General features: G+C 36.1%; 28 protein-coding genes, 1 pseudogene and 2 riboswitches. Of the genes and pseudogenes, 3 read left to right on the top strand and 26 right to left on the bottom strand.

The annotated features are described in order from the left end of the window. Positions 1–156 precede the first annotated feature (156 nt). On the bottom strand, positions 157–1152 hold the full coding sequence (locus KHA97_RS17020) for a D-alanyl-D-alanine carboxypeptidase family protein (protein ID WP_213125972.1): 996 nt from the start codon (positions 1150–1152) through the stop codon (positions 157–159). A 121-nt stretch (positions 1153–1273) separates the two neighbouring features. Between KHA97_RS17020 and KHA97_RS17015 the strand changes: the two genes are divergently transcribed. After that, the gene (locus KHA97_RS17015; protein WP_213125971.1) at positions 1274–2020 is read left to right on the top strand and encodes a DUF3784 domain-containing protein; all 747 of its coding nucleotides are present in this window, start codon (positions 1274–1276) and stop codon (positions 2018–2020) included. Between the two features lie 50 nt (positions 2021–2070). Here the strand turns inward: KHA97_RS17015 and KHA97_RS17010 are convergent, their stop codons facing one another. Then, complete coding sequence (locus KHA97_RS17010; protein WP_213125970.1) at positions 2071–2619, bottom strand: NADPH-dependent FMN reductase; 549 nt, start codon at positions 2617–2619, stop codon at positions 2071–2073. A 449-nt stretch (positions 2620–3068) separates the two neighbouring features. Further along, on the bottom strand, positions 3069–4052 hold the full coding sequence (locus tag KHA97_RS17005) for a zinc-dependent alcohol dehydrogenase family protein (RefSeq protein WP_213125969.1): 984 nt from the start codon (positions 4050–4052) through the stop codon (positions 3069–3071). Positions 4053–4233: 181 nt separating this feature from the next. On the opposite strand from KHA97_RS17005, the gene KHA97_RS17000 reads away from it, so the two are divergent. Beyond that, a complete protein-coding gene (locus tag KHA97_RS17000) occupies positions 4234–5142 on the top strand; it encodes an EamA family transporter (protein ID WP_213126449.1) in 909 nt (302 codons plus the stop codon). A 46-nt stretch (positions 5143–5188) separates the two neighbouring features. Here the strand turns inward: KHA97_RS17000 and KHA97_RS16995 are convergent, their stop codons facing one another. The 14 genes and pseudogenes from KHA97_RS16995 to KHA97_RS16935 all read right to left on the bottom strand — a co-directional run bounded on the left by KHA97_RS16995 (position 5189) and on the right by KHA97_RS16935 (position 17512). Beyond that, on the bottom strand, positions 5189–6169 hold the full coding sequence (locus KHA97_RS16995) for a ketoacyl-ACP synthase III (RefSeq protein ID WP_325167507.1): 981 nt from the start codon (positions 6167–6169) through the stop codon (positions 5189–5191). Between the two features lie 126 nt (positions 6170–6295). Further along, positions 6296–6760 carry a 6,7-dimethyl-8-ribityllumazine synthase gene (ribH, locus tag KHA97_RS16990; protein WP_213125967.1) on the bottom strand — a complete coding sequence of 155 codons (465 nt, stop codon included), beginning with the start codon at positions 6758–6760 and terminating at the stop codon, positions 6296–6298. A gap of 12 nt (positions 6761–6772) precedes the next feature. After that, positions 6773–7963: a bifunctional 3,4-dihydroxy-2-butanone-4-phosphate synthase/GTP cyclohydrolase II gene (locus tag KHA97_RS16985; RefSeq protein ID WP_213125966.1), complete on the bottom strand. Its 1191-nt coding sequence runs from the start codon at positions 7961–7963 to the stop codon at positions 6773–6775. 19 nt (positions 7964–7982) lie between these two features. Beyond that, entirely contained in the window at positions 7983–8621 is a 639-nt protein-coding gene (gene ribE / locus KHA97_RS16980) for a riboflavin synthase (RefSeq protein WP_213125965.1), read from the bottom strand. Between the two features lie 9 nt (positions 8622–8630). After that, positions 8631–9713: a bifunctional diaminohydroxyphosphoribosylaminopyrimidine deaminase/5-amino-6-(5-phosphoribosylamino)uracil reductase RibD gene (gene ribD, locus KHA97_RS16975; RefSeq protein ID WP_213125964.1), complete on the bottom strand. Its 1083-nt coding sequence runs from the start codon at positions 9711–9713 to the stop codon at positions 8631–8633. A 142-nt stretch (positions 9714–9855) separates the two neighbouring features. Beyond that, a riboswitch (FMN riboswitch) is annotated at positions 9856–9986 on the bottom strand. 144 nt (positions 9987–10130) lie between these two features. Next, a riboswitch (FMN riboswitch) is annotated at positions 10131–10260 on the bottom strand. A gap of 90 nt (positions 10261–10350) precedes the next feature. Next, positions 10351–10695, bottom strand: coding sequence for a hypothetical protein (locus KHA97_RS24130; RefSeq protein WP_233713609.1), 345 nt, complete (start codon positions 10693–10695; stop codon positions 10351–10353). Then, positions 10668–10991 (bottom strand): carbon-nitrogen hydrolase family protein, encoded by a 324-nt coding sequence (locus KHA97_RS24125; protein WP_233713608.1) that lies wholly within the window; start codon positions 10989–10991, stop codon positions 10668–10670. The genes KHA97_RS24130 and KHA97_RS24125 overlap by 28 nt, the downstream gene beginning before the upstream one ends. Positions 10992–11004: 13 nt before the next feature. Then, entirely contained in the window at positions 11005–11574 is a 570-nt protein-coding gene (locus tag KHA97_RS16965) for a nucleoside/nucleotide kinase family protein (RefSeq protein WP_407658045.1), read from the bottom strand. A gap of 94 nt (positions 11575–11668) precedes the next feature. Beyond that, positions 11669–12646, bottom strand: coding sequence for a Gfo/Idh/MocA family protein (locus tag KHA97_RS16960; protein WP_213125963.1), 978 nt, complete (start codon positions 12644–12646; stop codon positions 11669–11671). Positions 12647–13046: 400 nt separating this feature from the next. Beyond that, positions 13047–13889: a deoxyribonuclease IV gene (locus KHA97_RS16955; protein WP_213125962.1), complete on the bottom strand. Its 843-nt coding sequence runs from the start codon at positions 13887–13889 to the stop codon at positions 13047–13049. Between the two features lie 12 nt (positions 13890–13901). Continuing rightward, complete coding sequence (mutM, locus tag KHA97_RS16950) at positions 13902–14711, bottom strand: bifunctional DNA-formamidopyrimidine glycosylase/DNA-(apurinic or apyrimidinic site) lyase (RefSeq protein WP_213125961.1); 810 nt, start codon at positions 14709–14711, stop codon at positions 13902–13904. A 428-nt stretch (positions 14712–15139) separates the two neighbouring features. Beyond that, positions 15140–15547 (bottom strand): annotated as a pseudogene (locus KHA97_RS16945) (AAA family ATPase); the annotation flags it as partial. 148 nt (positions 15548–15695) lie between these two features. Beyond that, entirely contained in the window at positions 15696–16436 is a 741-nt protein-coding gene (locus KHA97_RS16940; RefSeq protein WP_213125960.1) for a class I SAM-dependent methyltransferase, read from the bottom strand. Positions 16437–16519: 83 nt separating this feature from the next. Then, positions 16520–17512, bottom strand: coding sequence for a phosphotransferase (locus tag KHA97_RS16935; RefSeq protein ID WP_213125959.1), 993 nt, complete (start codon positions 17510–17512; stop codon positions 16520–16522). Between the two features lie 334 nt (positions 17513–17846). On the opposite strand from KHA97_RS16935, the gene KHA97_RS16930 reads away from it, so the two are divergent. After that, the gene (locus KHA97_RS16930; protein WP_213126446.1) at positions 17847–18215 is read left to right on the top strand and encodes a YybH family protein; all 369 of its coding nucleotides are present in this window, start codon (positions 17847–17849) and stop codon (positions 18213–18215) included. Between the two features lie 159 nt (positions 18216–18374). On the opposite strand, the gene KHA97_RS16925 is transcribed toward KHA97_RS16930, so the two are convergent. The 9 genes from KHA97_RS16925 to KHA97_RS16885 all read right to left on the bottom strand — a co-directional run bounded on the left by KHA97_RS16925 (position 18375) and on the right by KHA97_RS16885 (position 25461). Continuing rightward, positions 18375–18776 carry a DUF6157 family protein gene (locus KHA97_RS16925; protein ID WP_213125958.1) on the bottom strand — a complete coding sequence of 134 codons (402 nt, stop codon included), beginning with the start codon at positions 18774–18776 and terminating at the stop codon, positions 18375–18377. Positions 18777–18790: 14 nt separating this feature from the next. Further along, complete coding sequence (locus KHA97_RS16920) at positions 18791–20092, bottom strand: WD40/YVTN/BNR-like repeat-containing protein (RefSeq protein ID WP_213125957.1); 1302 nt, start codon at positions 20090–20092, stop codon at positions 18791–18793. A gap of 148 nt (positions 20093–20240) precedes the next feature. Further along, on the bottom strand, positions 20241–21098 hold the full coding sequence (gene erm, locus KHA97_RS16915) for a 23S ribosomal RNA methyltransferase Erm (protein WP_213125956.1): 858 nt from the start codon (positions 21096–21098) through the stop codon (positions 20241–20243). Positions 21099–21527: 429 nt separating this feature from the next. Next, positions 21528–21986: a GNAT family N-acetyltransferase gene (locus KHA97_RS16910; protein WP_213125955.1), complete on the bottom strand. Its 459-nt coding sequence runs from the start codon at positions 21984–21986 to the stop codon at positions 21528–21530. 25 nt (positions 21987–22011) lie between these two features. After that, positions 22012–22680: a ribose-5-phosphate isomerase RpiA gene (gene rpiA / locus KHA97_RS16905; protein WP_213125954.1), complete on the bottom strand. Its 669-nt coding sequence runs from the start codon at positions 22678–22680 to the stop codon at positions 22012–22014. Positions 22681–22891: 211 nt separating this feature from the next. Further along, the gene (locus tag KHA97_RS16900; RefSeq protein WP_213125953.1) at positions 22892–23326 is read right to left on the bottom strand and encodes a hypothetical protein; all 435 of its coding nucleotides are present in this window, start codon (positions 23324–23326) and stop codon (positions 22892–22894) included. A 53-nt stretch (positions 23327–23379) separates the two neighbouring features. Continuing rightward, entirely contained in the window at positions 23380–24444 is a 1065-nt protein-coding gene (locus KHA97_RS16895; protein WP_213125952.1) for a nucleotidyltransferase domain-containing protein, read from the bottom strand. Position 24445: 1 nt separating this feature from the next. Beyond that, complete coding sequence (locus KHA97_RS16890; RefSeq protein WP_213125951.1) at positions 24446–24973, bottom strand: GrpB family protein; 528 nt, start codon at positions 24971–24973, stop codon at positions 24446–24448. A 95-nt stretch (positions 24974–25068) separates the two neighbouring features. Next, the gene (locus KHA97_RS16885; RefSeq protein ID WP_213125950.1) at positions 25069–25461 is read right to left on the bottom strand and encodes a VOC family protein; all 393 of its coding nucleotides are present in this window, start codon (positions 25459–25461) and stop codon (positions 25069–25071) included. Between the last annotated feature and the right edge of the window lie 23 nt (positions 25462–25484).

The raw sequence follows: 25484 nt of genomic DNA, 5'->3' as shown, positions 1-25484 counted from the left end.
ACCCCTGCCCTTATTTATTGGTAATGCTTTCATAACTCTTTTATACCACATTGATTGGGTTTTCTACTAGTTTTTGATATTCATATAACATTGAGGATATTTTTAAACTCCCCTTCTCCAACTAGTATTAATTTTTTTGAAGAGGAGTTTCTATTATTAATTTTCCACTTGACTAAAACTTGCTTCATATAGCTGTTTCGTTTCAGCGAAACGCTCCAGTGAGGTTTGCGTCCCCATAACTACTGAGATAAGTCGAATATCATCTCTTTCCACTGTTCCCGCAAAGCAATACCCTGCTTCGTCTGTAAATCCTGTCTTCAGTCCGTCGACTCCCTCGAAAAGAACTTGGGTATTGTTTCCCTGCAACATGGAATTTGTATTTACATATGTTTGATTGCCAAATACAAAGTTCGGTGATGAAGAAATTTCTAGAATTTCAGGATGGTGAGAGATTAGAGCTTTCGTTAAAATCGCTAGATCCTTTGCAGACATTTCATTTGCGTCTTTTGGATCACCAGTTGAGTGGTACTCCCCAAGATCTTCATTGTTTAACCCCGTACTGTTTACAAACTTTGAATTACTTAGACCAAGTTCTTTTGCTTTTTCATTCATTTTTTGAACAAAATCCCGCTCACTGCCTGAGATTGTCTCTGCTAATGCAATTGTCGCTCCATTCGCTGAATGAATGGCCATTGCGTTAAATAAATCACGTATCCTATATGGTTGTTCTTTTTTTAAATGTACTGAAGCAAAACCGGGAGTATTTGAAATTTGATATGCATAATCACTGACTGAAATGGTCTGATCCCAGCTAAGTTTACCGTCTTTTATTGCCTCTAATACTAAAAACTCCGTCATCATTTTGGACATACTCGCTGTTGGAAATGGTTCGCCGCTATTTTTTTCATAAAGAATATTTCCGTCTCGGGTATCAATCAAGATTGCTGATTTTGCATTTAAATGTATATCTTCCAACGGGTGAATTACTTTTATTGTAAATTCCTTTAGTTGCACCTTATGCTCTTGCATAGGTAAAAAACTGACGGGCAACGTCTTATCCGATTCGTTAACGGATCTTATTATGATGGTGCTTCCGATTCCGATTATGATAAATAACAAGATTGGTATAATAATGATTTTAAATCGCTTCATGAAATCCTCCTGCAAAACTGATCGTCATAATAAATATAGCAAAGATTTCAGTTGGTAAATGAAACTTTTTCTTGAACATTCCGTATTAATAGGAAATATTGAATAGTGATGGTGTTTTATTATGAGTACTGGGACCATTATTTTTATAATCGCTATGGGGTGGGCATTAATTGTTCACGGTGGGCTAACTTATTTAATCGTAAAGAAAAAGGAATACAGCCTTATATCGGGATTTTTAAACCGCCCAAAGGAAGAGCAGGAATATTTAATACAAAATGGGTATATAGAGGCAGTTGGGAAGATTCTCAAAGTAAGTTTCTATTTATTTGCAACAACGTTCCTAGTTGGTTTGCTCCCTATCCCATATGGTTTTGAAATTGGGATTGTTCTATTTTTAATTGTTTTACTTGGCGGGCTCATATGGCTGCAAAAATACGAAATTCCTCAAAAACGTAAGAAAATGTACTGGATTACAAGTTCGATTATGGCTGTAACGGTAGCCTTAGTTGGCGGGCTTACAATAGCAGGCTTGGTCGACAATGAGGTTACTGTTAGTCATGAAGCTTTTAAAATTTCTGGGATGTATGGGGTTGAATGGCCTATCGAGGAAATAAAATCTGTAGAACTATTAGATACACTTCCGGAAGTCATAACAAAGACAAATGGATATGCATCTTCTGGTCAATTAAAAGGTCATTTTCAATTAGAAGAACCCTATGGCAGTGGCTTATTATTTGTAAATAAGAAAAATCCACCTTATTTGTATGTAGAAACTAACAAAGACTTTTTAATTTTAAATAGGAAAAATATTGAGGATACTAGAACTATTTACGAGTCTTTGCTTAAAGTATGGGAGAGTAAAAATTAATTTAGAAAGGAAGGCTACTAAAAAAGAGCCTTCCTTTAGATTTTTTTATATTATCTTACTGTCTTTAACGCGCCGCTCCAAGTTACTACTTCCTCAAGCATTGTGTTTACATTTTGTAGATGCAATTCAGCAGGTTTGAATTCACTGAAATTAACGAAGTCAGTAAATAAAGATAGTGTTGGATGTGTACGAACATCAGCTATTTTTAATTCTCCGCAGATTCCACGTAAATGTTCAGCTGCACGAGCTCCACCTGTTGAACCGTAGCTTACGATTCCCGCAGCTTTGTTATACCATACATCGCGAGCAGAATCTAATGCGTTTTTTAATGCTCCTGTAATACTATGATTATATTCTTGAACGATGAATACAAACCCATCTAAACTAGCAAGTTTTTGATTCCAAGCTTGTAATCCTGGTTCATCACCAGTGCCTTCTCCTAAAAATGGCAATTTGTACTCTGTTATATCTACGATCTCGTAGTTAGCATCTCCACGCTTGTCTGCAATCCCTTTAACCCATTCTCCAACTTGTGGGCTAACGCGTCCTTGACGAGTGCTTCCTAAAATAATCCCGATGTTTAGTTTATCTTGTGCCATGTATTTTTCCTCCTAAGTTGAATCATCGATGATAAAGTACTAACGTATACAACAATTCACTTGATTATTATTAGTTAGTTACTTTATGTAAGTTATTATATTTATATAATCTAAGAATGTCAAGATAGTAGGAGGAGGTCAGTATTTTAGTAACTTTTAATAATACTATTAAAAATCGTAATTGCATCGTTTTTCATGATTCCCTTGTTTCTATTCACAATGATTGCTTCATAGTAACCTAAGAATCCTTTTATGGTCATGATGAGCACACCATTGTAACCACAAGGTTCATTATTTCTGGTTTATGTTCACGATGAATGGCTCATCGTGACATCAATGTACTTTTTTCTGGTTTTACGGTCACAATGAACGTCTCAGCGCGACCTTAGTGATCACTTTTCCACCTTGAAGGGCACGATGGTATTTCATTTTTATGAAGATAATAGCAGTTAGCTGTTTAAAAACACTTTCCCTCTCTTGTTTTCAGGAGATTGAACTGCAAGGACGGCTTCCTTTACATTCTCTAAATCGTATTGGGTATCTGGTGTCATAAGTTTCAATCTTTTCTCGCTAATATAATTAATCAATTGTTCAAATGTTTCATGCCACTTTATAACTGAAACTTCCTGGTTCCAATGACGCAAATGAAATATTTTTACGACCGCTTTCTGCGATATTATTTTCCAATCGACAGGTTTTCCTGATAAAAGTCCTATTGATAAATAAATGCCATTTTGCTTTAGACAAAATGCCAGCTCAGTGCCTTCTGAACCGCCAATCGAATCGATTGCAGCGGTAACTCCTCTGTCATTCGTTAATTCTTGAACCTCATTGACCAGCGATATATTAGATGTATTGATTACGTTTGTAGCACCGAGTTCAAGTAATTCTTTCGTATGATTATCATTTCTTACAACCGCAATCAACTCAAAGCCAAGAATATTTGAAAGCTGAGCAAAAATACGACCGATTGTGGATCCGCAGGCGTTAACTAGTAATATATCTCCTGTTTGCAACCGAAGTATCTCCGTACAAATAATCCAAGCAGTTACAGGATTTATATATAACTGCGCCGCTGTAAAATCATCTATCGCATCTGGGATTGGAATCACTAATTCTGCAGAAGCACGGACGTATTCCTGCCAAGTTCCTTCTCCCCGAAGCGGAAGTACACGTTTACCAATTAGATCACCACTTACAGAAGGACCGACTTCTTCAACAACCCCTACACCTTCGTAGCCTGGAATCGCCGGTAAAGAAATTCGATGTGAGTAGGATCCGTAAATTGGGATTAAATCTGAAGGATTTATGGGACGAGTAATCATCCGCACAAGAATTTCTCCATTACTTGGATTATGAATTGGCCTATTTTCAACTGTTAATACAGCCTGAGGATTCCCAAAACCGTAGTATTTCACACATTTTGTTTCCACTCTAAATGCTCCTTTTCCTTACATCTTCCATTGACATGATCTTTAGCCAATTTTATACTATTAATGTAATTTAATACTAAAAAATGATCTGTGGACTTTTCTAGAGATTCTCTATTTTCGCCACACAGCTGTCTAAAAACAGTTGGGTGGCTTTTCTATGTTAAGAAAGGGATGGAACATGATGAAAACTTGGCAATATGCCTTAATAGTGTTTTTAGGTGGATGTTCTTATGGAGTGCTTTCAACCTTTGTGAAGTTAGCTTATGGCGCTGGCTTTTCAGTGACAGAAGTAATCGGTGGCCAATACTTCTTTGGTGTTTTGCTTATTTGGATGATTTTCCTATTTACAAAAAAACAAAAAATGAAATTTAATCAATTAGGGAAGCTTTTGTTATCAGGACTTCCTTTCGGTTTAACAGGAGTATTTTACTACCAAGCATTGCAATCATTGAACGCATCTTTAGCAATCATCTTCTTATTTCAATTCGTATGGATTGGTACATTTCTAGAATGGGTTTTGTTCAGGAAAAAACCTGATATCAATAAATTGATTTCAATAGCTATCTTAGTTATCGGTTCTATATTAGCAGCAGGAATTGTCGTTGAAAAAGGAGTTAATATTTCATGGCAAGGTTCTGTTTGGGGCTTGCTATCAGCAATAACCTTTACGAGTTCAATTTTTCTAAGTGGTTCAGTCGAAAAAAACTTACCACCTGTCCAAAGAAGCACGCTTATTGCAACTGGTGCCTTTTTGACAGTGAGTGTCATATTCCCGCCTGTATTTTTAGCTAATATACCTGTGGTGATGGGCGTTGCACCATATGGATTATTGCTTGGCTTATTCGGAGTAGCTTTGCCGCCGCTATTATTTTCAATCGGGATGCCGCATGTCGGACCAAGTCTTGGAACCATTTTATCTGCATCAGAGCTTCCAGTAGCTGTTACGATGGCTTCAATCATTTTAGCCGAACATGTCGGCTTGTCCCAATGGTTAGGAGTTGTTTTAATTTTAGGTGGGATTGTATTTGGGAATGTAGAACGTTCAAAGACAAGTTCAAATACTGTGACTATAAATAAATTAGCAGAATAATACAAAGAGGAAAGGAAATCAATCTTCCTTTCCTCTTTGTTTATTGTTAAATGTTCCATTTTACTAAGAGACCTAAGTGTGTAAGTCCTCCTCCAAAACCATAAAGCAATAATGTATCCCCATTTTTGACTTTCCCTTCTTCGATGCCAAGGTACAGAGCTAAAGGAATCGAAGCAGATGAAGTATTTCCAAAATATTTTACACTCGTTAATGTTTTTTCGATAGAAACATTTGATTTTTCACATATCGATTCGATCATTCTTAAATTTGCACTATGAGGGATGAACCAATTAATATTGTCTATACTTAATTCGGCATTACGCAATAAAGCTTGAATGCCTTCAGGGACTGTCCGTGATGCCCACTTATATACTTCCCTGCCATTCTGAACAATATTTCCCGAATCATTTAAAGGCTTTCCGTCCAACGAGGTCGAAAAAGATGTTCGATAAACATGAATCCCTCCCTCGCCGTTTGTCCCCATATGAGCAGCCAAAAAACTTGGGTTTTCATAATCATACTCAACTAACATAGCTCCAGCCCCGTCACCAAATAAAATGCAAGTTGTTCGATCCTTATAGTCCGTCACTTTTGATAAAGTTTCCGTGGACACAACCAATATTTTTTTATGAGCGCCTGCAGTAATCAAATTATTCGCTAGATGTAAAGCATAAGTGAAACCCGCACATGTCGCATTCAAGTCAAATGCACCTGTACAATGGATGTTAAAGTGGTTCTGAATTTGACACGCAACACTAGGAAACGCATAGTCTGATGTGGTGGTGGCAACTATGATGCAATCAACGTCTTTTACATCTTTACTATATTTCTCAATCAAATTTTCTATTGCTTTATAAGCTAGATGAGAAGCAAATTCCGCTTCACCTGCAATCCTTCTTTCCTTCATCCCCGTTCTTTGAACAATCCATTCATCATTCGTATCCACCATCTTTTCCAAATCTTCGTTCAACAATTTTTTTTCAGGAACATAGGTGCCAATGGCGGTTATCCGAGCTTTAGATGGAATCATATGATATCATTCCTTTTTGTTTTTATTATACCACCAAGTGTTAGTACCTAGTAATAATTTTGAACAAAAAAGACTATATTCATTTGGATACAGCCTTGATTGAATTAATAATTCCCATAAAGATTAAAATAGACGGTTCAAGTTAGCCATTTCAATTGCTGATACCGCGGCATCGTAACCTTTGTTGCCTGACTTTGTTCCAGAGCGTTCTATTGCCTGTTCAATATTTTCTGTTGTGACAACTCCAAAAATCACGGGCACACCGGTTGTTAAACTTACAGAAGCAATACCTTTAGCTGCTTCATTACATACGTAATCATAATGAGTCGTTGATCCACGTATTACAGTTCCCAAACCGATAATGGCATCATATTTATTTGTTCCCGCCATTTTTTTCGCTATCAATGGAATTTCAAAGGCCCCTGGCACCCAAGCCACATCAATATCTTCTTCAGAAACTCCATGACGTTTCAGGCCGTCCAAAGCACCGCCCAATAATTTTCCTGTAAGAAACTCATTAAACCTTCCTACTACTATCCCAATTTTCAAATCAGTTCCAATTAATTGTGCTTCAAAAACTTGCCCCATTTTTCATCTCTCCTATGCTAAAATATGATTCATTTTTTCTTTCTTAGTCATTAAATATTGTTCATTTTCTTCAACTGCAGGAATTTCTATCGGAACCCGTTCTACAACCTCAATACCATATCTTGTAAGACTTTCAATCTTCTCAGGATTATTCGTCATTAATCGCACTCGTGAGATCCCAAGATCACGAAGCATTTGGGCACATAGTCCATACTCACGCATTTCTGGAGGAAATCCTAGTTTTACATTCGCCTCAACGGTATCATAGCCTTGCTCCTGCAGCTCATACGTTTTTAATTTGTTAATTAGTCCTATACCTCTGCCTTCCTGACTCATGTAAAGAATAACTCCTCGACCAGCTTCTTCAATCATCGCCAATGCTTGAACTAATTGTGGTCCACAATCGCAACGTTTTGAATGGAAAATATCGCCTGTCAAACACTCAGAATGAATACGTACAAGAGGAGCTTCGCTTTTTGCAGCACTTCCTTTTACAATGGCAACATGTTCTTTACCATCTATCTCATTGGAATAGCCTATCATCTGAAATTCTCCGAATGAAGTTGGCAGTTTAACAGATGCTTCACGATTAACCAACTGATCATGCTTGTAACGATAAGTTACTAAATCCTTAATGGTCACTAACTTCATGTTAAATTCTTTAGCCATTTTAATTAGTTCTGGCACTCTTGCCATTTCTCCGTTATCACTCATAATTTCACAAATGACACCTACAGGGCTAGCACCGCAAAGTTTTGAAAAATCTACCGCAGCTTCTGTATGGCCTTGCCTCTCAAGCACACCATTTTCTTTTGCAACAAGTGGAAAAACATGACCTGGTCGACGAAAGTCTTTCCCTATTGATTCTGAATTTAAAAGTTGAGCTATTGTTTCAGAACGCTCAAATGCACTAATTCCAGTTTTCGTGTTCTTATGATCAATACTTATCGTAAAGGCTGTTTGATGGTTGTCCGTATTTACATCAACCATTGGATTTAATTTAAGTCGCTTTGCCAATTGTTCTGTAATAGGCGTACAGATTAATCCACGCCCATACTTAGCCATAAAATTAATATTTTCAGGTGTAGCGTAATCCGCCAGCACCAAAAAATCTCCCTCATTTTCTCGGTTTTCATCATCTACAACAATGATGATTTTACCTTTTTTCAAATCGTCTATTGCTTCTTCTATAGTGTTAAACATGATCTATACACCGTCTTTCTTAAAATCCATTAAGTTTTAAAAAATCCATTGTAATTGAAGATCCTTTTTGAATTCGATTTAAATGATTCACTACATATTTAGACAGCAAATCAGTTTCTATATTGACTAATTCACGCTCTTTTTTATCTCCTAAAATGGTTTCATTAAAGGTGTGGGGAATTAGGGAAACAGTCAACTTTGTAGGTTGAACATCAAAAATTGTTAGACTGATGCCATCAATAGCAACTGAACCCTTTAACATACAATATTGGCTCATTTCTTCACTAATCCCAATATCGATATAGACCGCATTTTCAACTTTTCTTTTTTGTAAAATCACACCTGTTCCGTCAACGTGCCCCGAGACGAAGTGGCCGCCAAATCGACCGGTTGATGGCATAGCCCGTTCTAAATTCACCCGGTGCCCTATCTGTAAAGACTGGATATTTGTCGATTTTACCGTTTCTGGCATAACATCTACCGTAAAAGTCGTAGTCGAATATTCAACAACGGTCAAGCATATTCCGTTTACTGCAATGCTATCCCCAAGATGAATATCTTCTAAGATTTTTCTAGATTCTAACGTCAACTGCATGCTTTTCAGTCCATTTTTTATTGCTGTCACTATACCTATCTCTTCTACAATCCCTGTGAACATGTAATAACCTCATTTCAATGTAGATGTTATCTTCAAGTCCTCCCCAATCACTTCCACTTTTTGAAATGTTAATTTGTAAGCTTCGTTCATTTCTTTTACGTTCAAATCACCGAACATGGAAATTGCCGAATCTCCTCCGATTATTTTCGGCGCCACATACGTAATCAGTTGATTTACGTTTCCGGATTTCAAAAAGCTTGCATTAATACTACTGCCGCCTTCTACATAAAGTTTGCTCAGATGGCGTTTTCCAAGGACCGTAAGCAATTCGTCAATCTCGATTATTGGTTTCGAAAGTTGAATAATTTCTATATGTGGCTGTGTAAAGCTATCAATTTTATCTTTTTCAACCTTTGAACCAGTAAAAATCCATGTTTTTGAGTTGGTGTCCGTAATTACCTTCTTATCAGGTGTTATTTTTAAATGGGTATCTAAAATGATTCGTATCGGTTGTTTTTTTGTTTTGCCATACCGGTTCGTCAACAATGGATTATCTGATAAAATAGTTCCAATTCCGACTAAAATGGCGTCTTGTCTTTCACGATCAAAGTGAACATCTTCTTGTACTTCTTTACCTGTAATTTTTTGATTGAGTCCAGCCTCTGCCGCAATTTTCCCATCTAATGTAATCGCCTGTTTCAATGTTACAAAAGGTTTTTTATGTTGAATAAAATGAAAGAAAGCTTTATTCAGCTCATCTGCTTTTTCTTTCAAAACGCCTGTTTCTACTTCAATCCCAGCACCTCTCAAAAGTGCAATGCCTTTACCTGCGACTAGTGGATTAGGGTCCATTGAAGCAATTACGACACGCTGCACATGAGATTCTATTAGCGCCGTTGTACAAGGAGGAGTTTTCCCGTAGTGACAACAAGGTTCGAGTGTTACATAAACCGTACTGCCTTCAGCCCTGTCTCCGGCCATTTTCAAAGCATTGACTTCCGCATGTGGCAATCCCGGCTTTAGATGAGAACCAAATCCGATAATTTCCCCGTCCTTTACAATGACAGCACCTACAGTAGGATTGGGAGAGGTTTGTCCTTCGGATACTTGTGCAAGTTTTAAGGCGAAATCCATATAAAACTCGTCGTTCACTCTTTCACCTCCAATCTAATTTATTGAAAAAGAAAACCCCGTAGATTGATCTCTACGAGGTGTTAGGAGTTTTTTGTATTATGAGCATGTTCAAATAAGCCTTTAGAAGTACATTTTTTCTTCCAAAGAAACGCTATGCTCATACATCCTTCTCCCATCCAGACTATACTGTCGGCTTTGGATTCTCACCAAATCCTGCCTTTTACGGCTCACGGGCTTAGAATTTTCTTCATCACCGTCGATTGGGAATTTCACCCGACCCCGAAGGATTATGCAACTATTAAGTTTTGGTGGGCTTTCAAAAATAGAAAACCCCATAGATTAGCTCTACGGGGTGATAAGGAGTTTTTGTATTTTAAGCATCGACAAATAAGCCTTTAGAAGCGCACTTTTCTTCCAAGGAAATAGCTATGCTTACACATCCTTCTCCCATCCAGACTATACTGTCGGCTTTGGATTCTCACCAAATCCTGCCTTTTACGGCTCACGGGCTTAGAATTTCTTCATCACCGTCGATTGGGAATTTCACCCGACCCCGAAGGACTATTCATTTGAAATTCATTGTAACACTATGTAGATTAAAATTCATCTTTATTATATTTAACAAAAAAATCCAAAACTAAAAGTCAGTGTTCGTTTATGAAATAGATAAATTTACTTCTTTAGTATTTACATTCAACATTCGCGTTCGAACATCATCTTCGGCTATGAAAACAGTTGATCCGTCTTGGTTAAAACAATAGGCAATAGGAATCGATATGTTTGAATTCCGATACGAACCATCCGCGTGGCTTGTACCAATAATCATCGTATTGTGTTCAATTGCAATTTTTTTCGCTTCTGTTATCCACTCTTCAAATTGGCCTTTACTAAACATTCCAACGCCAATCGGATGAATAATCAAGTCAATTTCCCTATCTATGCTTTCCTTTTCAACCTTTATACCTTGGACAATTAGTTCGTCGCATAGAATATGCCCCATTTTTTTAACCCTTCTTCTATAATGAAAGCTGTGGAGCTATATTTAACGCGATCTAGAATAATTTGCCCCTGTCGATTTATGATGATAGCTCTATCTTTCGGATTTTCCTTTAATCTTCGATAGCCGCCAATCAAAATGGTATTATATTTTCTCGCCAATTCACATGTTTCCTGAACATTTTCATTTACATATCCTTCAGGGAATATAACTATATCTACGGAAGGATTCTTTTCCAATTCTGCTTTGAGCTGTTTAATCTTTTTTTCTAGTTTCGGTTGAATGATTAATATATTCATTTTGGCTCCCTTACTAAACTTTTATGCTATTAGGATTCTTCTCTTTCTCCCGCAACTCTTTTATTATTTGCTCTACAATTATTTCCGTTGATAATGATCCATCAAGTATGATATCCGAATTAGGCTTTACGGACTTTTCCATCTCTAAATAGGCCAGCCTTCCACGGAGTAAATAATAGGATAAATCACGTTGTATATCCTCGCTTGAACCACCTGAAAAGTCTCGAATTATTCTCCTTGCCATGGCAATATCCAATGGAGTATCGATGTATATGGCAAAATCGATAAATTCAGCCAAACCACTGTTTAAGTATGCAAATGGATAGTCTAGAAAAATATATTCCATAGTATTATCATCCAAAACCAATTGGATGTCGGTGACTAATGGTTCTAGATTCCATTCATTATAATCAGCTCCATCTTCCACCCATTTGCAAATATCAGCCGGACTTTCCTCAAATTCATAATCATCGAAATAGAGAGCTTTGGAGTTATCCAATCTTTTCTGTAACTCGTTCGTAATGGTCGTCTTACCGCCACCTGAAATAGCAGCAATAGATATTATCATAGGTTTTCTACTCACCTTTACGCCCCTTCCCTTACAAAAAAGCGAGACTCTATGTTATGAGAATCTCGCTTCTGATGAAAGTATATTTTATTCAATAGTATCGTAAAGCTTAGTACTCCAAGCCCCACTGTTTGCGAAGTGTATCCATTGTTTTCATAATGTCGTGTGTTTCATCTAATGGCATGACGGAACTTTCAATTTTACCTTCACGCAAGCATTTCATTGCTTCTTCTGCCTCATAAATATAGCCGTGAAGTTCGCGGTCATCTTTGAATGCTTCCACATCTGAACCTGGACGATGCAAGTAAGCCGCTTCTCCAAACAAGAAGTTCGGCAAGTGAATATAGCCTTCTGAACCATAAATAAAGGCATCATTCGATAAACTTAATCGAACGCCGGAGTTCAACATGGCCGTTTTTCCATTTCCGTATTCAAACAATGCGGAAAACCACTCGTCCACGCCAGTTTCTCCAATTTGTGCACTGCTTTTGATGTTAGTAGGTTGTGTTCCAAAAATCAATGAAGCAAATGAAATAGGGTAAATGCCCGCATCAAGCATAGCCCCACCGCCTAATTTCTTATCAAGTAAGCGGCTATCAGGTGCCCAGCCAACATTAAAGCCAAAATTGGCAGTCAACATATTTACTTCACCAATTTTACCTTCCTTAATCCAATCCATCGCCTTAACAACTGCAGGTAAATAGCGTGTCCACATTGCTTCCATTAAAAATGTATTATTTTCTCTCGCTACTTTAATTAACTCTTCGGCTTCTTCTGCATTCATCGTAAATGGTTTTTCGCATAATACAGCCTTCCCAGCATTTAAGCATTGCAGTACACATTCCTTATGCTGCGGATGAAGAGTTCCTATGTATACAATCTCTACATCTGGATCTTGTACAAAGTCATCGTAACTATTATAGGAGCGCGCTGCATTGAATTCGCTTGCAAAGGCGGCCGCTTTTCCTTCTGTTCTGGAAGCAACTGCAACAAGCTCTGCATTTTCTGATTGGATTAAATCAGAAGCAAACTTACGAGATATATTACCAGGGCCCATAATTCCCCATTTGATTTTACGACCTGACATGACTGTTACCCCTTTCCGATAATATGTATTTTCTAAATTATAACTCAATTTTTCTCTAAATGCGTTATTTTACCTTGAGGACTTTTCGAACAATTGTCAGAGCGGCCGCTATGTCACTTAAGATTATGCTGGCAGAGCTTTTAAAGATCTAATCAAACGTTTGTTTAAATTTCTGTCTGTTCTTCTTTAATTTAATCAATCGTTTGTTTAAAATAATTATCCATCGATCCATTTCAATCAATCATTTGTATAAAATACTCATCATTTTATTAAATCGAGTTGTTTAAGCCATCTTCTCGGCCTATTACTTTTAATCAATCGTTTGTTTGAAACGTCGATTAGTCCATCTCATTTTAATCAATCGTTTGATTAGCTAAATAAATTAATGAGGAGTCGGTTGCTAAAAATGATCTCCCCACTTTTTCTGTAAAAGCTGTATTTCCTTTTCATGTGGCATTTCTTCTTTGGGGGTCTCCAAAATAAATGGAATGTTAGCGAAATGAGGTGTCTGTACTAATTGATCAAATTGCGTTTCTTTTATGTAGCCTGGTCCAAAAATAGGAGCATGCCTATCTCTTCCTAGGCGAGTGTCATATTTTGAATTATTAAAGTGAACAACCTTTAATTCATCCAAATATCCTAACTCTGTTCCTTTTTCCAATAATTCATCCATGTTTTCACCATCCCATAAACCACAAGAAAAAGAGTGACATGTATCAAAACAAAATCCTATTTTTTCGGGATAATTGCATAATTTACGAATCTGCACAAGTTCCTCTAAAGTTGTTCCGAAAGCTCCAGGTAATCCCGGATTATTTTCTAATAATATTTTGGCATTCCCTTCCCATTCACTGAGAATTTCATTTAGCATTTCAATTATTAATTGATAGCTTTCTAGGAGAGTCAGTTGATTAGTCTCTTTGCCAAAATGAACAACTACCCCTATCGAACCACATGCTTCGGATATTTCTAGGTCATTTAATAAGGAGTGGATTACTTGCTCTCGCTTTTGTTTATTATTAGGCGTCAAACTAGTAGGATAAGGAGAGTGACTGACAGACAAAATCGCATTTTCCTTACAAAATGCCTTACATAAAACTGCATCATGTCGGTCAAAGTCTTTTACTGATAAACTACGAGGGTTTTTAGGGAAATATTGAAAAGCGCCAGCATTCATTGAATGAGCCTTTTTTGCGGCTCCTGCATAACCATCTTTAATGGAAAGGTGACACCCAAATATCATATAGATTCTCCTTTAATGCTGACAGTTTTTACAGAGATAGGTTTTTCTAGAGGAAATCTCAACTTTTACAATGGAGGAATCACATCGTTTACATGGTTTTCCTTCACGACCATGAACATACATTACATTGATATAACCACCTGTTTTTTTATCCCCCTGAAATAAAGATTCGCTCATATAGCCGCCATTTTGTATCGCTAGCTGCAGTATAAATCTGATTGAATCATACAAACGGACGATTTGATCATGATCTAGTTGATGAATTTTACTTTCGGGTAAAAGTTGTGCATGCCATAGAATTTCATCTGAGTAACGATTACCGATCCCCGCAATGCATTCTTGATTGATTAACGTTGTTTTTAATCCGCTTCTTCTACCCTTCATAGCTGATTTAAAAGTGTCTAATGAAAAGTTCGGATCAAGCGGTTCTGGTCCCATATTCTGAAGCTCTTTATCAAGCATTTCCAGAGACAAAAGATGTAAATAGCCCAATCGCAGCCCGATGAAATAAAGGTGGTGATCCCCAAAAGTTAACTGAACTTGCACAGTCCTATCCGGTTTATCTTCATCTTTACCGTAAAACATCCAACCACCTAGCATAAGATGCAATAACAAACAGGAGCCATTTTGTAGCTTAAAAATCAAATATTTTGCCCTTCTATCAATTGCTTCAATTTTCTGATTCACGACACTCCGTGAAAAATCATCGGTAGGCATATTTATCGACTTTTCGCGATTAATAACGACATCCGTAATCGATTGGCCAACAATCTTTTGTTGGAGCAATAATTTATACGTTTCCATTTCCGGCAGTTCAGGCATGGACTTTCCTCCAATATTCAGGAACTATAATCACATTATTCCTCAATTGGATAAAAACATTACGATTTAAAATGGCTTGAATAATTCAAAAAGTTGTGATGTAGATAGGATTCTTGGGAATTATTAAATTAATGGGGAGTCCATATAAGAGGTTGATCTTTTTAACAAACGTTTGATTAAGACTAAATTTTCACTATTAACACCTTTAACCAAACGTTTGTTTAACAATTAGGCAGCTAGAGCGCCGCTATTTCACAACAAATACAGCAAGCTAATAATCTCCAGCTTCCTGTAAAATAATTTAGATCATGACTGAGGGATTCATCAATCGCCTTTTTTATCTATTTTAATGCCTTAATTTTGTCATTTGACATAATTATTACATGCTATGATCCACAATATAATCGACTTCACTATTATCCGGGGTTTCAAACTCCTTTTTCAAATCGAGATAACATATTTCCATCAATATAATAACTTTTAACATTATTCCCTTTTACATCTTGATTTCTTTTTTCGATATTTCGCTTCCAGGTTTCGTCGTCAATACGGATAAAATGCATCTCGGTTTTAATTTGTTTTTCGTTAAAATACTTTCTAATTTCATCTCGCTCAGATTTATACCAAAAACCAAAGTCGAGAATAACATTTGTCCCTGTTTCTACAATTTGCTTGGCTAATCCATATAAATATTCTTTACATTTTTTTAAAATAGCATTGTGATTACTTCCTAGTTGTTCATCATACAAAGTTAGCATCAAATCATCGCACGATAATACTACCGCATTGTACTTTTCTTTTATTTTTTTCGTATAAGTGCTTTTTCCACTACAAACTTTCCCACAAACATTATGATTGTTCCCACATTATCACCTTGTTCTATACTAATTTTAATCTTATGTTGCTCTTTTATATGAAGGCCAGCTAAATTACTTAAAAACGAAAGCGAACGCGCTTTATAAAAATTACCTTATAATATCAAAGTTATAATTTCCGACATTTAATAATCAGCGTAGTAGGAATAGCCTTTGCCTTTTCATATGTGTACCATCTATTTGCATGCCTTTGAACATCTTTCTCTGACCAGCAAGCATCCTCAATCACTTTCTCAATTTGAAATCCGTGATCAACTAATGCATTTATATATGTACTAACCTTAAATTGTTGCATAATTGCAGTGCTGCTCCATGCTACATGATCATAGGTACCTTCATCATGATAGGAGTGATCCAATGTTAGTACTCCTTCTTTATTTCCTACTCTGTTATATAAAGGATGTTCCCAACTGAACACGAAAATTCCACCTTGTTTTAAATAGCTATTAATATTCTCCAATGTTTTTGGAAGATTCGTTGTCCAACCTATTGCATAAATGGAATATACAATATCGAAATAATCAAGTGGAACGCCAGGATTAACCTCCATTGGCGACTCAAACAATCTAACGGGTTGCGCACTATCTTCAAGTAATGTAGTCGCTTGTTCTATTTGTTTACTTGATAAATCCAATCCACATAATTCCGCTGCTTTTCTTTCCCTCATATATTGCAACGAATGTCCACTGCCACAACCAATATCTAAAACTTTTAAATTCGTAACATCTCCAAATAAATGTAGGTCATCTTCACTTGGTGCCATTGGTCCATATTCAGGAAGTGGATTCCTGCCAAAAAAGCGTTCTGCTGCTTCATCCCAGCTTTGTTTATTAGTAGATAGAGCGTTCATAATTTACTTCTCCAATCTTGATTTTTTTAATAATAATTCACCTTTAGCATTAATTGATGTTATGCGTCATAAACTACTGAACCTTAAAGTCCTCCTAGCAATGAATCCAACTCATTATAATTTTTAGAAAGCCAAAGCATTTCCTGTTTAAAACGGATAGGCGGGCCAGTAAGTTGTTCCATATCGCTTTTAAGCCACCAAGTACTTTCCAAATACCACAAAAACTTTAATGAGCTTATAAGTGAATGGGAATCTACTGCATTATGTTCTCGATAACCATCTGTAAACTTTGAAACTAACTCAACCTTTAGGGAATTCTCGTCAATGGCACAAGATACTATTGCTCTTGCAATATCTAGAAGGGGGTGATCATAATTTAATCTGTCAAAATCTAGTACTGCACTTAAATGATTTTTTTCAAATAGTAGATTATCTACCCATAAATCTCTATGAGCCCAGCCTTCTTCAATTGAATCAAATTCATAGATAGAAAGTTCTTTTGTTAGTTGATATTGCCTTTCTATTATAGGTATTAAATGTTCCAGAGAAGGATGGTCAACCATTTTCAAAACTAAATTCCAATATTCCATTCGCTCATCTCGACTCGGAGGGATGAATTTAGTTACTTTCTTTTTTGGAAGCGTGCCGTCGTTTAATACTCGATGCATCAGGCCCGTGAATCGACCTAAATCATACATTTGATTGGTATTCAGCTTTCCTGGAAGAATCACTTGACCATGACAAAACTCCATGACGATAAAAAGTTCACCGTGATCTGTTTCTAACATGACATTACCTTGATAAGAAAGCAGCCCTGGACATGGAAAGCCTTGCTTATGTAGTCTTTCTTGCTGTGAGAATGCTAGTAATAATTCTTCGAGATTATAATGCTTAAATCTATCTTTATTATATTGTTTTACTAAAAAAACACCTTCTGACGTCTTTATTTTCCACTTTAAATTAAGCCATCCCCTTTTTATTGATACAACTTCAAATACTTGAAAACCAAATAATTTTTTACATGTTGTAAGGATATCGTTTAGTATCATTGTTTCTTCTGATTCAATCACAGCCATACTATATCACTCCAAACTCAGCGGGTTGTATCTTCACATATTCTGCATTTCAATAAAAAAACCTGCTGTAACTTTTTTTGCTCCAAATAGAAAAAAATGATCCTTCATAACGAAGAATCATAATAATTTTAATACAATCCTACCCTATTCTTTATTTCTTTTAAAAATGGTCGGTTCTCTACAGCGTTTATATAGATTACTCTTCTTCATCGCTCAGTATATATTACGATGTATTTTATGCTATGAATTTTTAAATAACAAGAACCATTGTATATTTCTTGATATCCCCTGCTTTTGATATGATATCGTCAGGTACTTACTGGAGGTGTTGAAAATTAATTATAAAGAGGCTTTGCAAGCATATATTGATGCAACAAATTCACACGATTTTAATAATGTAAAAGATTTATTGCATCCAAATGCTGTTTATTGGTTTACGGATAGGTCGTGTACATCATTGGAAGAAATAGAATGTTACTTTAACAATGCGTGGGACACGATTAAAAATGAAGTATACTCCGCAAAGGATGTGCAGTGGATTTCAGAGAGTGACACATCTGCTGCCTGTATTTATACATACCATTACGAGGGGTACTACGAAGGAAAATTTGTATCGGGCAGTGGAAGAGCGACGAATGTGTTTACTTTTGTAGGTCATAAATGGGAACTGATTCATGAACATTTAAGCAGTCCAGTTGAATAAAAATAAGGCGAGCAATTATGACAATCACTCGTCCTCCTTATTTGATTATAATTTTGGATAGGAAAAATAGTGGCGGTGGATTTACCAGGATAAGAATGCTGAATTTGTCTATAAAATAAAGATCCCCTAATCATCATTAACTAGGGGATCTTTCATCGTTTATTTTCTCTTCGAACGCATTCCTTTTACCTTCGTTAAATCATCGCGATCAAGCAATTGTTGATAGATTTCACTTTCAGCATCATATATGGCCACTTTCCCTTCATTATCATAATGGATTCCCCAACCATAATTTTTTACTAAAGGAGAAGCTCTGAAGCACGCCTTTGGTTTTGAGAAAAATTGCTCACGTAGCTCATCTACATTTACTGCCTCAATTTGATTCTTAATCAAGTACGTTTTAAACTGTACGTCGTCTTGTGTATATGTGTAGGGATTATTCATAATTAAATCATACTCTAATGAAGCAATCGTAGGTTTATCGTTTTTAGCGACAGGTACCTTTGCAGATGTAACCTTTGAATCTTCTGAAATCGTAATGAGCGTGTTTTTGTAACTCATAAATAATTCCCTCCTCAATCTAACACATTATCCGGATCGACCAAACTAGAGAAAACCCACGTCTTTCCTTCATCTTCAGATATAAACTTCGCTAAAACTTTACCACCAATATAATCTCCATTAGGTCCTTGATTTACTAATAAGATTCCCTGACCATCTTTAAAAACAGGAGCTTCTGCTACTATAAATATTCCTTTATACTCATCTGGGATTGGAATAGCCACTTCATTCCAATTACTTCCTCCATCATCTGTGCGGAAAAGCCAAGGTCTAGGTGGGTTATCCATTGTGTTATAGGAACCAAAAGAGATAAAGCCGAGCTTGTCATTAATAAAGCTGCCACTTGTCACTAATGAAGTTATCTCCTCCACTGATCCAGAAGATTTCCATGTTTTGCCCCCATCATATGTTTTCAAAACGAAGTTTGACTCACTGGACATTGTCCGGTCACAAGTAAAAATGAGATACCCATCCTTCTCTGATGTAAACCCTATAAATCTTTGGCGGACATGCGGCAATTGATCTTTTATTAATACTTTATCCCAAGTTTTTCCTTGATCTGTTGTCATTAACAAATATAGTTTTTGATTTGAAAATAGAACAAACGCGGTTTTGGTGGGATTAATGATATAACTACCCTCTATTAGATCATTTTTTGAGCCGCTATAATCTCCACCAAATAATTCATCTGTCGAAACTGGTACTACTGCCCAATTTTTTCCGTTATCGTATGTTATTTTTAAAATCTCATTCGAGATTTCGTACCGAAAGTCGTCATTTGATACTATTCCAGCTTCCTTTTGATAACTTTCCTCATCTTGTACAGGTGGGAGACCAATCATACTGTCATTTGAATTCTCAAAGCTTTCTAACGTGTATGTTAACTCCTCATCCTTCCGTATCCTCAATTTCCAGACGATGTTGTCGACTAATCCATCTTCCATTATTTCACCAAAACTAGCTTTCGTACCTTCTCCTAACTCAACTTGATAGACAACCGCCACGACGAACTCACCTTCGTCTCCCTCTAACAAATGAAATCTTTTAAAATATGCATTCTTAATCAACCCGTCATCTTTAAATGATTGCATTAATTCAAACCACAAACGATAAGCAATAGTTTCGGGCTTTATGTCATCTTCATTTACTGTTAAAGTTAGCGGTAATTTCTGATTAACTTCCTTCTCGTTGAATTCATTTATGGGTTTATTACCGATAGGATCTTTATCACTTTTGGGATAAAAAAGCATAAAACTAACAACTACTATTAAGAAAAGGATAATGATAATCCCTAATCGATTCTGCTTGAGTTTCATATAATTTCAACCTCTTTGACTTATATCATCTCTAACATTATCCGATATCTTTTTCTTACGCAATTTCTTTTTTCATAATTTTAAACACCCAATTATAAAACCTATAAGAAGATAAGAGCATGGTTAGAACATGCTCTTATCACAAGTATTATTGTTGTTTTTTCTTTTTTAGTCTTGGCCAAAGATGTTGTTGCACATACTTGGTCATTGTATCAAAAATAATTCCCCATTGAGATTCAGTAAGACAACCAATGGGTGTTTCATTCTTAATGGACAAGCTTCTTTTTAATTTCTTCATTTGAGGTGAGGTAAATATACCTTTTAACGCGTTATCGATTGGTGTATTTGGCTTTTTTAGGGCATATTCTGCAAGTCCATGGAAGGTTGCGTAATATTTGTAAGAAACAATCGGCTTTACCTTTCTCTTAATTACAAGTATGGCAGAATCGACCCTTGGTGGAGGAGAAAAATATTCTCTAGAAATTTCTTTAACATAGAGAAGATCAAACCACATTCTCCACACTAAAACATAAGGATTCTTCACGAACTTTGACGTAAATCGTCTAGCTGCCCCTTTTTCCATCACAATGACCCCTCTTTGCAAACCATTCGATGGATTATTTAAAAGCATCTTCATTATAGGTGTCGTGATAGAATAAGGAATATTTGATACGACAATAAATTTTTCTCTAGGCAAATGGATTTTCATGATGTCTTGTTGAATGATTTTCGTATTTTGATATTGTCCTGCTTTCCTCTTTAGAATTTCGACGAACTTGGAATCATATTCCACCGCCAATACCTTTCCTGCTCGTTCGTTTAGGACTGTCGTCAAAGCACCGTTTCCCGCTCCTAATTCTAGAACTGTATCTTTTTTGCTTAAGTTCGCTCGATCCACGATTTCATGAAGTAGCTTTTTATTGTGCATTAAGTGCTGCCCAGAAAAATTGGGAGGCTCTCCTCGACTTAATTTTTTGTTACTGTACTTATGTGTTCTTTTCGCCATATGATTTTCCCTCCAATATAAAAAATCGCAGTCTTCTGCCTGCGATTTAGAGTAAAGGAAAGAAGCCTCGCCTTTTATAAAAAAAGTTGAAGCCTAGAACCATATCCCAAATAATCCACTCCAATTAATGGATAGGTAAAAATTTCCACAATAAAAAGAAAGGCAGAACAATCCACCTTTCTTCACAGCTACGTATATTAATATATTTTTTAATGAAGATTATTAAAAAAGGGCAGACGGATCCCGTTTACTCTGCTTACAGGCAGAGACTTTATGCACTATTCAATTAGCCGCATAAAGTTGAAAAACGCAATCTTATCCATACAATACCCATTTTTCAACAACCCTCCGTTCATCAAAGTACTTTTAATCTAACATAGATAGGATGCCCTTTCAAAGGTTTTTTCCTTTTAATTACAAAAATTCCCTTTATGAGTATGTTTTAAGTGTGAGGTAATGAGTTGAATTAGGGTATTTATCGCTTTTTATAAAGCCAAATGAAGTGTAAAACACATCAGCTTGTGGTGTGCTGTTTAACACCAGTATTTGAAATTGGTTCTTGGCTTCTGAAATTAACGTTTCTAATAAGAGCGTCCCTATCCCATGTCTTCGATAATCATTGGCCACATAAAATCTTCTTACTCGACCAATACGTACATCGTCGGAAAAAGGATTAATGTTAATTCCCCCAACAGCGACCAGTGCGCCATCCAGACCATATACACCATTTAAAGCTTCACCAGGTTTGTTGAAAGTATTGGACCCCTCTTTATAATCATTCACTAATTTTTGGAGGAACCGAAAACCGGATTTACGGCTTTCTTCGACTAACGGGTATATATTTTCATCCATTAAATTATTTATCCTTCTAACTTCATACTCCTTCATCCCATACCTCCTAGCAGTGGACAACCTATTTATGTATAATTTCAACATGTCCGTCACTGTTTCCAATGACCATCGTATCGGCTATATTAACAAAAAGTCCATTCTCCACCACACCTGGAATCATGTTTAATTCTTCATTTAGTCTCTTGGCATCAAGAATTTCACCAAAATGGCAATCCAAAATATAATTCCCATTATCTGTAATAAAAGAGAGATTATTTTCAACTCGCAATTTTGGTTCGCAACCTAATGTACTAACCTGCTTGCTTGTCATTTCCCAGCCAAATTGTGTGATCTCAACAGGTAACGGAAATTTCCCTAAATGCGCTACATATTTCGTCTCGTCCATCACAACAATCATTCGTTTTGAAATGGATGCCACCATTTTTTCACGGAGCAGTGCCCCTCCGCCACCTTTTATGAGCTCAAATTCCGGATTGGCTTCATCTGCTCCATCTATTGTAATATCTATTTGCTCGATTGAAGACATATTCACTAATGGGATTCCTAATTCTTTGGCAAGCTGTTCGGTTTGTTTGGAAGTAGGAACTCCTTTAATAGTGAGACTCTGTTTCACAAGTTCACCTAGCTTTAAAATAGACCAATGAACAGTAGAACCAGTTCCTAATCCTACGATCATGCCATCTTTGATAAATTCAACTGCCTTTTCACCAGCAAGTTTTTTCGCATTCATGTTAACACCTCGCACAATACTTTCATCATTAACCCATTTATTTAAGGTTATAAGTATTTTCGTTAAGTTTTGACAAGACAGGCATCAGCCAATCATTAAACACTTCTTTATTTAACCTAACCTCATCGTCCAGATATAAATTCCAAGTGGGATAATCGAAATCGGAAACCATTATTTCCAATCCTATTGAGCCGTTCTTTGTTAGTTAACTTTAACTATTTTCATCAGAGAGAATCAATTTTCTTAATTTATTTGTCATTTCTGGGGAAGTATAATATGCCGTTTCATCCATCATATACGTAAAAATACTCTTTTCGTTTTCCATTCCTAACCATAAATGCAGGGCATGAGTCGGCAACGCTCCTTTTTCTGACTTATATGCCACCATAATATCGTACTCAGGATCCGACACGTTTACCTTCCCTGACTGCTTAACTGCAGTTGTAATTGCTTTTTCAAAAGTCTCTAAGGACTTAGTATCGTTAAAAGTTAAAATGATATCCTCATTCATTTCTCCAAATCCTTTAGATTTTGAAATATTCACTTTTGATATTTCTTCGTCTAAAAGAACCATTGTTTCCGTAGAACACCCCACTAATAATAACGGGCATAATATAATTGCTATTGAAAAAAATACTGCTTTCAAGATGCTCCTCCTCGTATAACAATACAATAAATGATATTTACATAACTCAGATCCTATCCAGATGAGCTACACGCAGTCCCTAGATTCATCAGCATATTCTTAAAATCTCCAACATTATTAAAGCTGTCAATTGGAACATTGCTTTCTTTCAATAACCTTACAAATGTTTCTTCAGCTTTGTTCGCTGCCAGTACGAAACTAGAAAGATTATCTGGATCGTAATGTTGGATAAAATTCAAATCAGGGTTATGAATTCTAGTTTGTTCTTGGACATAATCAAGTTCAGATTGAAGATTAGTTGCCGCTAAAAAAGCACTAAAAGCATCTCCTTTTTCACAAGAATAGCGAATTTTATTCCAAAGAGAAGATATCTCCTCGTAAAGCCCTCTAAAATGTGACATTGATATAGTTGGTAAATGCTCACTTTTTATTGTTTTGAAAATAGCGTCCACGCAATTTATTAGATAGGAGCAAGCTTTTTGAATTTGTTCGTGATTCTTTGCAGCAGTTACTTCGTGTAAGATTTCATTGAATCCTTCAGGTAATCGATTTAGCATAGAAAGTTCTCTACTCAAATGTTTTTCACCAAAGTGTAGAAAGGTATTGTTCAAAAGACACAGTGTATCACTAATTTCAAGAATGATATCCCCAGCCGCCGAAAGATTCTTATCAAAACATAGCTCAGCATAATATTGCTTAGCCCTTGAAAGGTGTTGATTAGCTTTTTCAATAAGTTCGGGTGTGAGAGATCCCTTTTGAATCATTGCGATTTGTCTTTTTAGTTTTTCATAACGCTCTCGGTCTTCTTCTGATGCATAGTAAACTAGGCGTGAATTTGCGAGTATTGACACTCTCATATCATCGAAGTTTGCAAAACTTTCAAGTCGATCCCAATTTACACCCCAAAGATCATTACCACTGCCATTGAGAATGAATGTTGTTGCAAGATTCCAGCCCCGCTCAGTTTTTGGAACAAAGATCATATCTAAATCGGAATTTTCATTTGCAGTACCATTAACAACTGATCCATAGATAAACAGTATGCTAATATCATTGGGATATTTAGTTTTAATTACATCAATGATTGACTCAAGTAGTTCATTATGGTGTTTTTCCATGCTAACCCTCCTTACTCTTTAAAGACCATTCACTAGCTTTTTTGACCAATTCATCAACAAATACTTGTTTTTCCTCCTGATACTTGTAATGATCGTCAGGAAACTTCTTTGCTAGTCGTCTTTTTAAATCCCCATAGCTTGCTGCTTCCTCTGGGTGTGCCATTAAGTAAGCTTTAAAATCTAAATGTTTTTTTATATTTACATGACCAACTTGATAGATATGTACATGATGAGTTCTTTTTTCTCTCCCTTTTGGAAAGTATTTCCTTCCTTTTATACCATTTTCCCCTCTAGGCTCATAACCTATTTCCCGTAATTTTGCATTGAATGAATCCACTATTTCAATATCTTTAACAACGATTAAAATGTCTATAATTGGTTTGGCAAAACCAATTGCTGATATTGACGTGCTGCCGATATGAAATATACCAACAATTTTATCATTAAATATTTCTTTTAATATTCTTTCCTCACTTATATATAAACTTGCCCAATCCTCAGTCCAGGGAAGTATCAAAGTTTTTCTCATTAAAATCAAATCCCCCAACATTTACTTAAAAATTGCCAGCAAAGCAAAAAGGCATTTCCGAATATTTCAGAAACACCATTTCAAAGCTCGTTATTTTATTGCTTACTCAATCCCCCGCCAAATGCAACAACATATCCATCTATATCTCTTATCGCAAATTCATTCCATATAGGATCTTGATTTAAACCGTATGCAATTTCTGCGCCTTTTGTTTTAAATTCTTCAAACAATACATCTACTTCATCCGAATAAGCAAAGGCATCCCATTGTGGTCCACCTTCAAGTGACGAAAAAGGACGAACGTCTTCTGGGCTGCTTGCCTCGTGTAAAATGAAAGTAAGTTGATCTCTTGTTACATGGATATGTTTGATGTCACCTATTCCGATTTCCTCATAATAAAATCCCAAATCTCTATAAAATTGAGAGGACTTTTTTAAATTCTTTACTAAAAATACAATGGATGAACCTTTAATTTTCCCTAGACTCAATTGTTACACACCCTTATCAACAT

Origin of the sequence: Lederbergia citri (genome assembly GCF_018343625.1) — a bacterium.
In the GTDB taxonomy this organism is placed as follows: domain Bacteria; phylum Bacillota; class Bacilli; order Bacillales; family Bacillaceae_C; genus Lederbergia; species Lederbergia citri.
This window is presented reverse-complemented; position numbering and strand designations above follow the sequence as displayed.

What these genes read in the sequence shown, in the direction of transcription:
- KHA97_RS17020 (WP_213125972.1), bottom strand. Translation starts at nt 1,152, where the DNA reads ATGAAGCGATTTAAAATCATTATTATACCAATCTTGTTATTTATCATA.
- KHA97_RS17015 (WP_213125971.1), top strand. Translation starts at nt 1,274, where the DNA reads ATGAGTACTGGGACCATTATTTTTATAATCGCTATGGGGTGGGCATTA.
- KHA97_RS17010 (WP_213125970.1), bottom strand. Translation starts at nt 2,619, where the DNA reads ATGGCACAAGATAAACTAAACATCGGGATTATTTTAGGAAGCACTCGT.
- KHA97_RS17000 (WP_213126449.1), top strand. Translation starts at nt 4,234, where the DNA reads ATGAAAACTTGGCAATATGCCTTAATAGTGTTTTTAGGTGGATGTTCT.
- ribH (WP_213125967.1), bottom strand. Translation starts at nt 6,760, where the DNA reads ATGGGGCAAGTTTTTGAAGCACAATTAATTGGAACTGATTTGAAAATT.
- KHA97_RS16985 (WP_213125966.1), bottom strand. Translation starts at nt 7,963, where the DNA reads ATGTTTAACACTATAGAAGAAGCAATAGACGATTTGAAAAAAGGTAAA.
- ribE (WP_213125965.1), bottom strand. Translation starts at nt 8,621, where the DNA reads ATGTTCACAGGGATTGTAGAAGAGATAGGTATAGTGACAGCAATAAAA.
- KHA97_RS24130 (WP_233713609.1), bottom strand. Translation starts at nt 10,695, where the DNA reads ATGGGGCATATTCTATGCGACGAACTAATTGTCCAAGGTATAAAGGTT.
- KHA97_RS24125 (WP_233713608.1), bottom strand. Translation starts at nt 10,991, where the DNA reads ATGAATATATTAATCATTCAACCGAAACTAGAAAAAAAGATTAAACAG.
- KHA97_RS16960 (WP_213125963.1), bottom strand. Translation starts at nt 12,646, where the DNA reads ATGTCAGGTCGTAAAATCAAATGGGGAATTATGGGCCCTGGTAATATA.
- KHA97_RS16955 (WP_213125962.1), bottom strand. Translation starts at nt 13,889, where the DNA reads ATGATATTTGGGTGTCACCTTTCCATTAAAGATGGTTATGCAGGAGCC.
- mutM (WP_213125961.1), bottom strand. Translation starts at nt 14,711, where the DNA reads ATGCCTGAACTGCCGGAAATGGAAACGTATAAATTATTGCTCCAACAA.
- KHA97_RS16940 (WP_213125960.1), bottom strand. Translation starts at nt 16,436, where the DNA reads ATGAACGCTCTATCTACTAATAAACAAAGCTGGGATGAAGCAGCAGAA.
- KHA97_RS16935 (WP_213125959.1), bottom strand. Translation starts at nt 17,512, where the DNA reads ATGGCTGTGATTGAATCAGAAGAAACAATGATACTAAACGATATCCTT.
- KHA97_RS16925 (WP_213125958.1), bottom strand. Translation starts at nt 18,776, where the DNA reads ATGAGTTACAAAAACACGCTCATTACGATTTCAGAAGATTCAAAGGTT.
- KHA97_RS16920 (WP_213125957.1), bottom strand. Translation starts at nt 20,092, where the DNA reads ATGAAACTCAAGCAGAATCGATTAGGGATTATCATTATCCTTTTCTTA.
- erm (WP_213125956.1), bottom strand. Translation starts at nt 21,098, where the DNA reads ATGGCGAAAAGAACACATAAGTACAGTAACAAAAAATTAAGTCGAGGA.
- KHA97_RS16910 (WP_213125955.1), bottom strand. Translation starts at nt 21,986, where the DNA reads ATGAAGGAGTATGAAGTTAGAAGGATAAATAATTTAATGGATGAAAAT.
- rpiA (WP_213125954.1), bottom strand. Translation starts at nt 22,680, where the DNA reads ATGAATGCGAAAAAACTTGCTGGTGAAAAGGCAGTTGAATTTATCAAA.
- KHA97_RS16895 (WP_213125952.1), bottom strand. Translation starts at nt 24,444, where the DNA reads ATGGAAAAACACCATAATGAACTACTTGAGTCAATCATTGATGTAATT.
- KHA97_RS16890 (WP_213125951.1), bottom strand. Translation starts at nt 24,973, where the DNA reads ATGAGAAAAACTTTGATACTTCCCTGGACTGAGGATTGGGCAAGTTTA.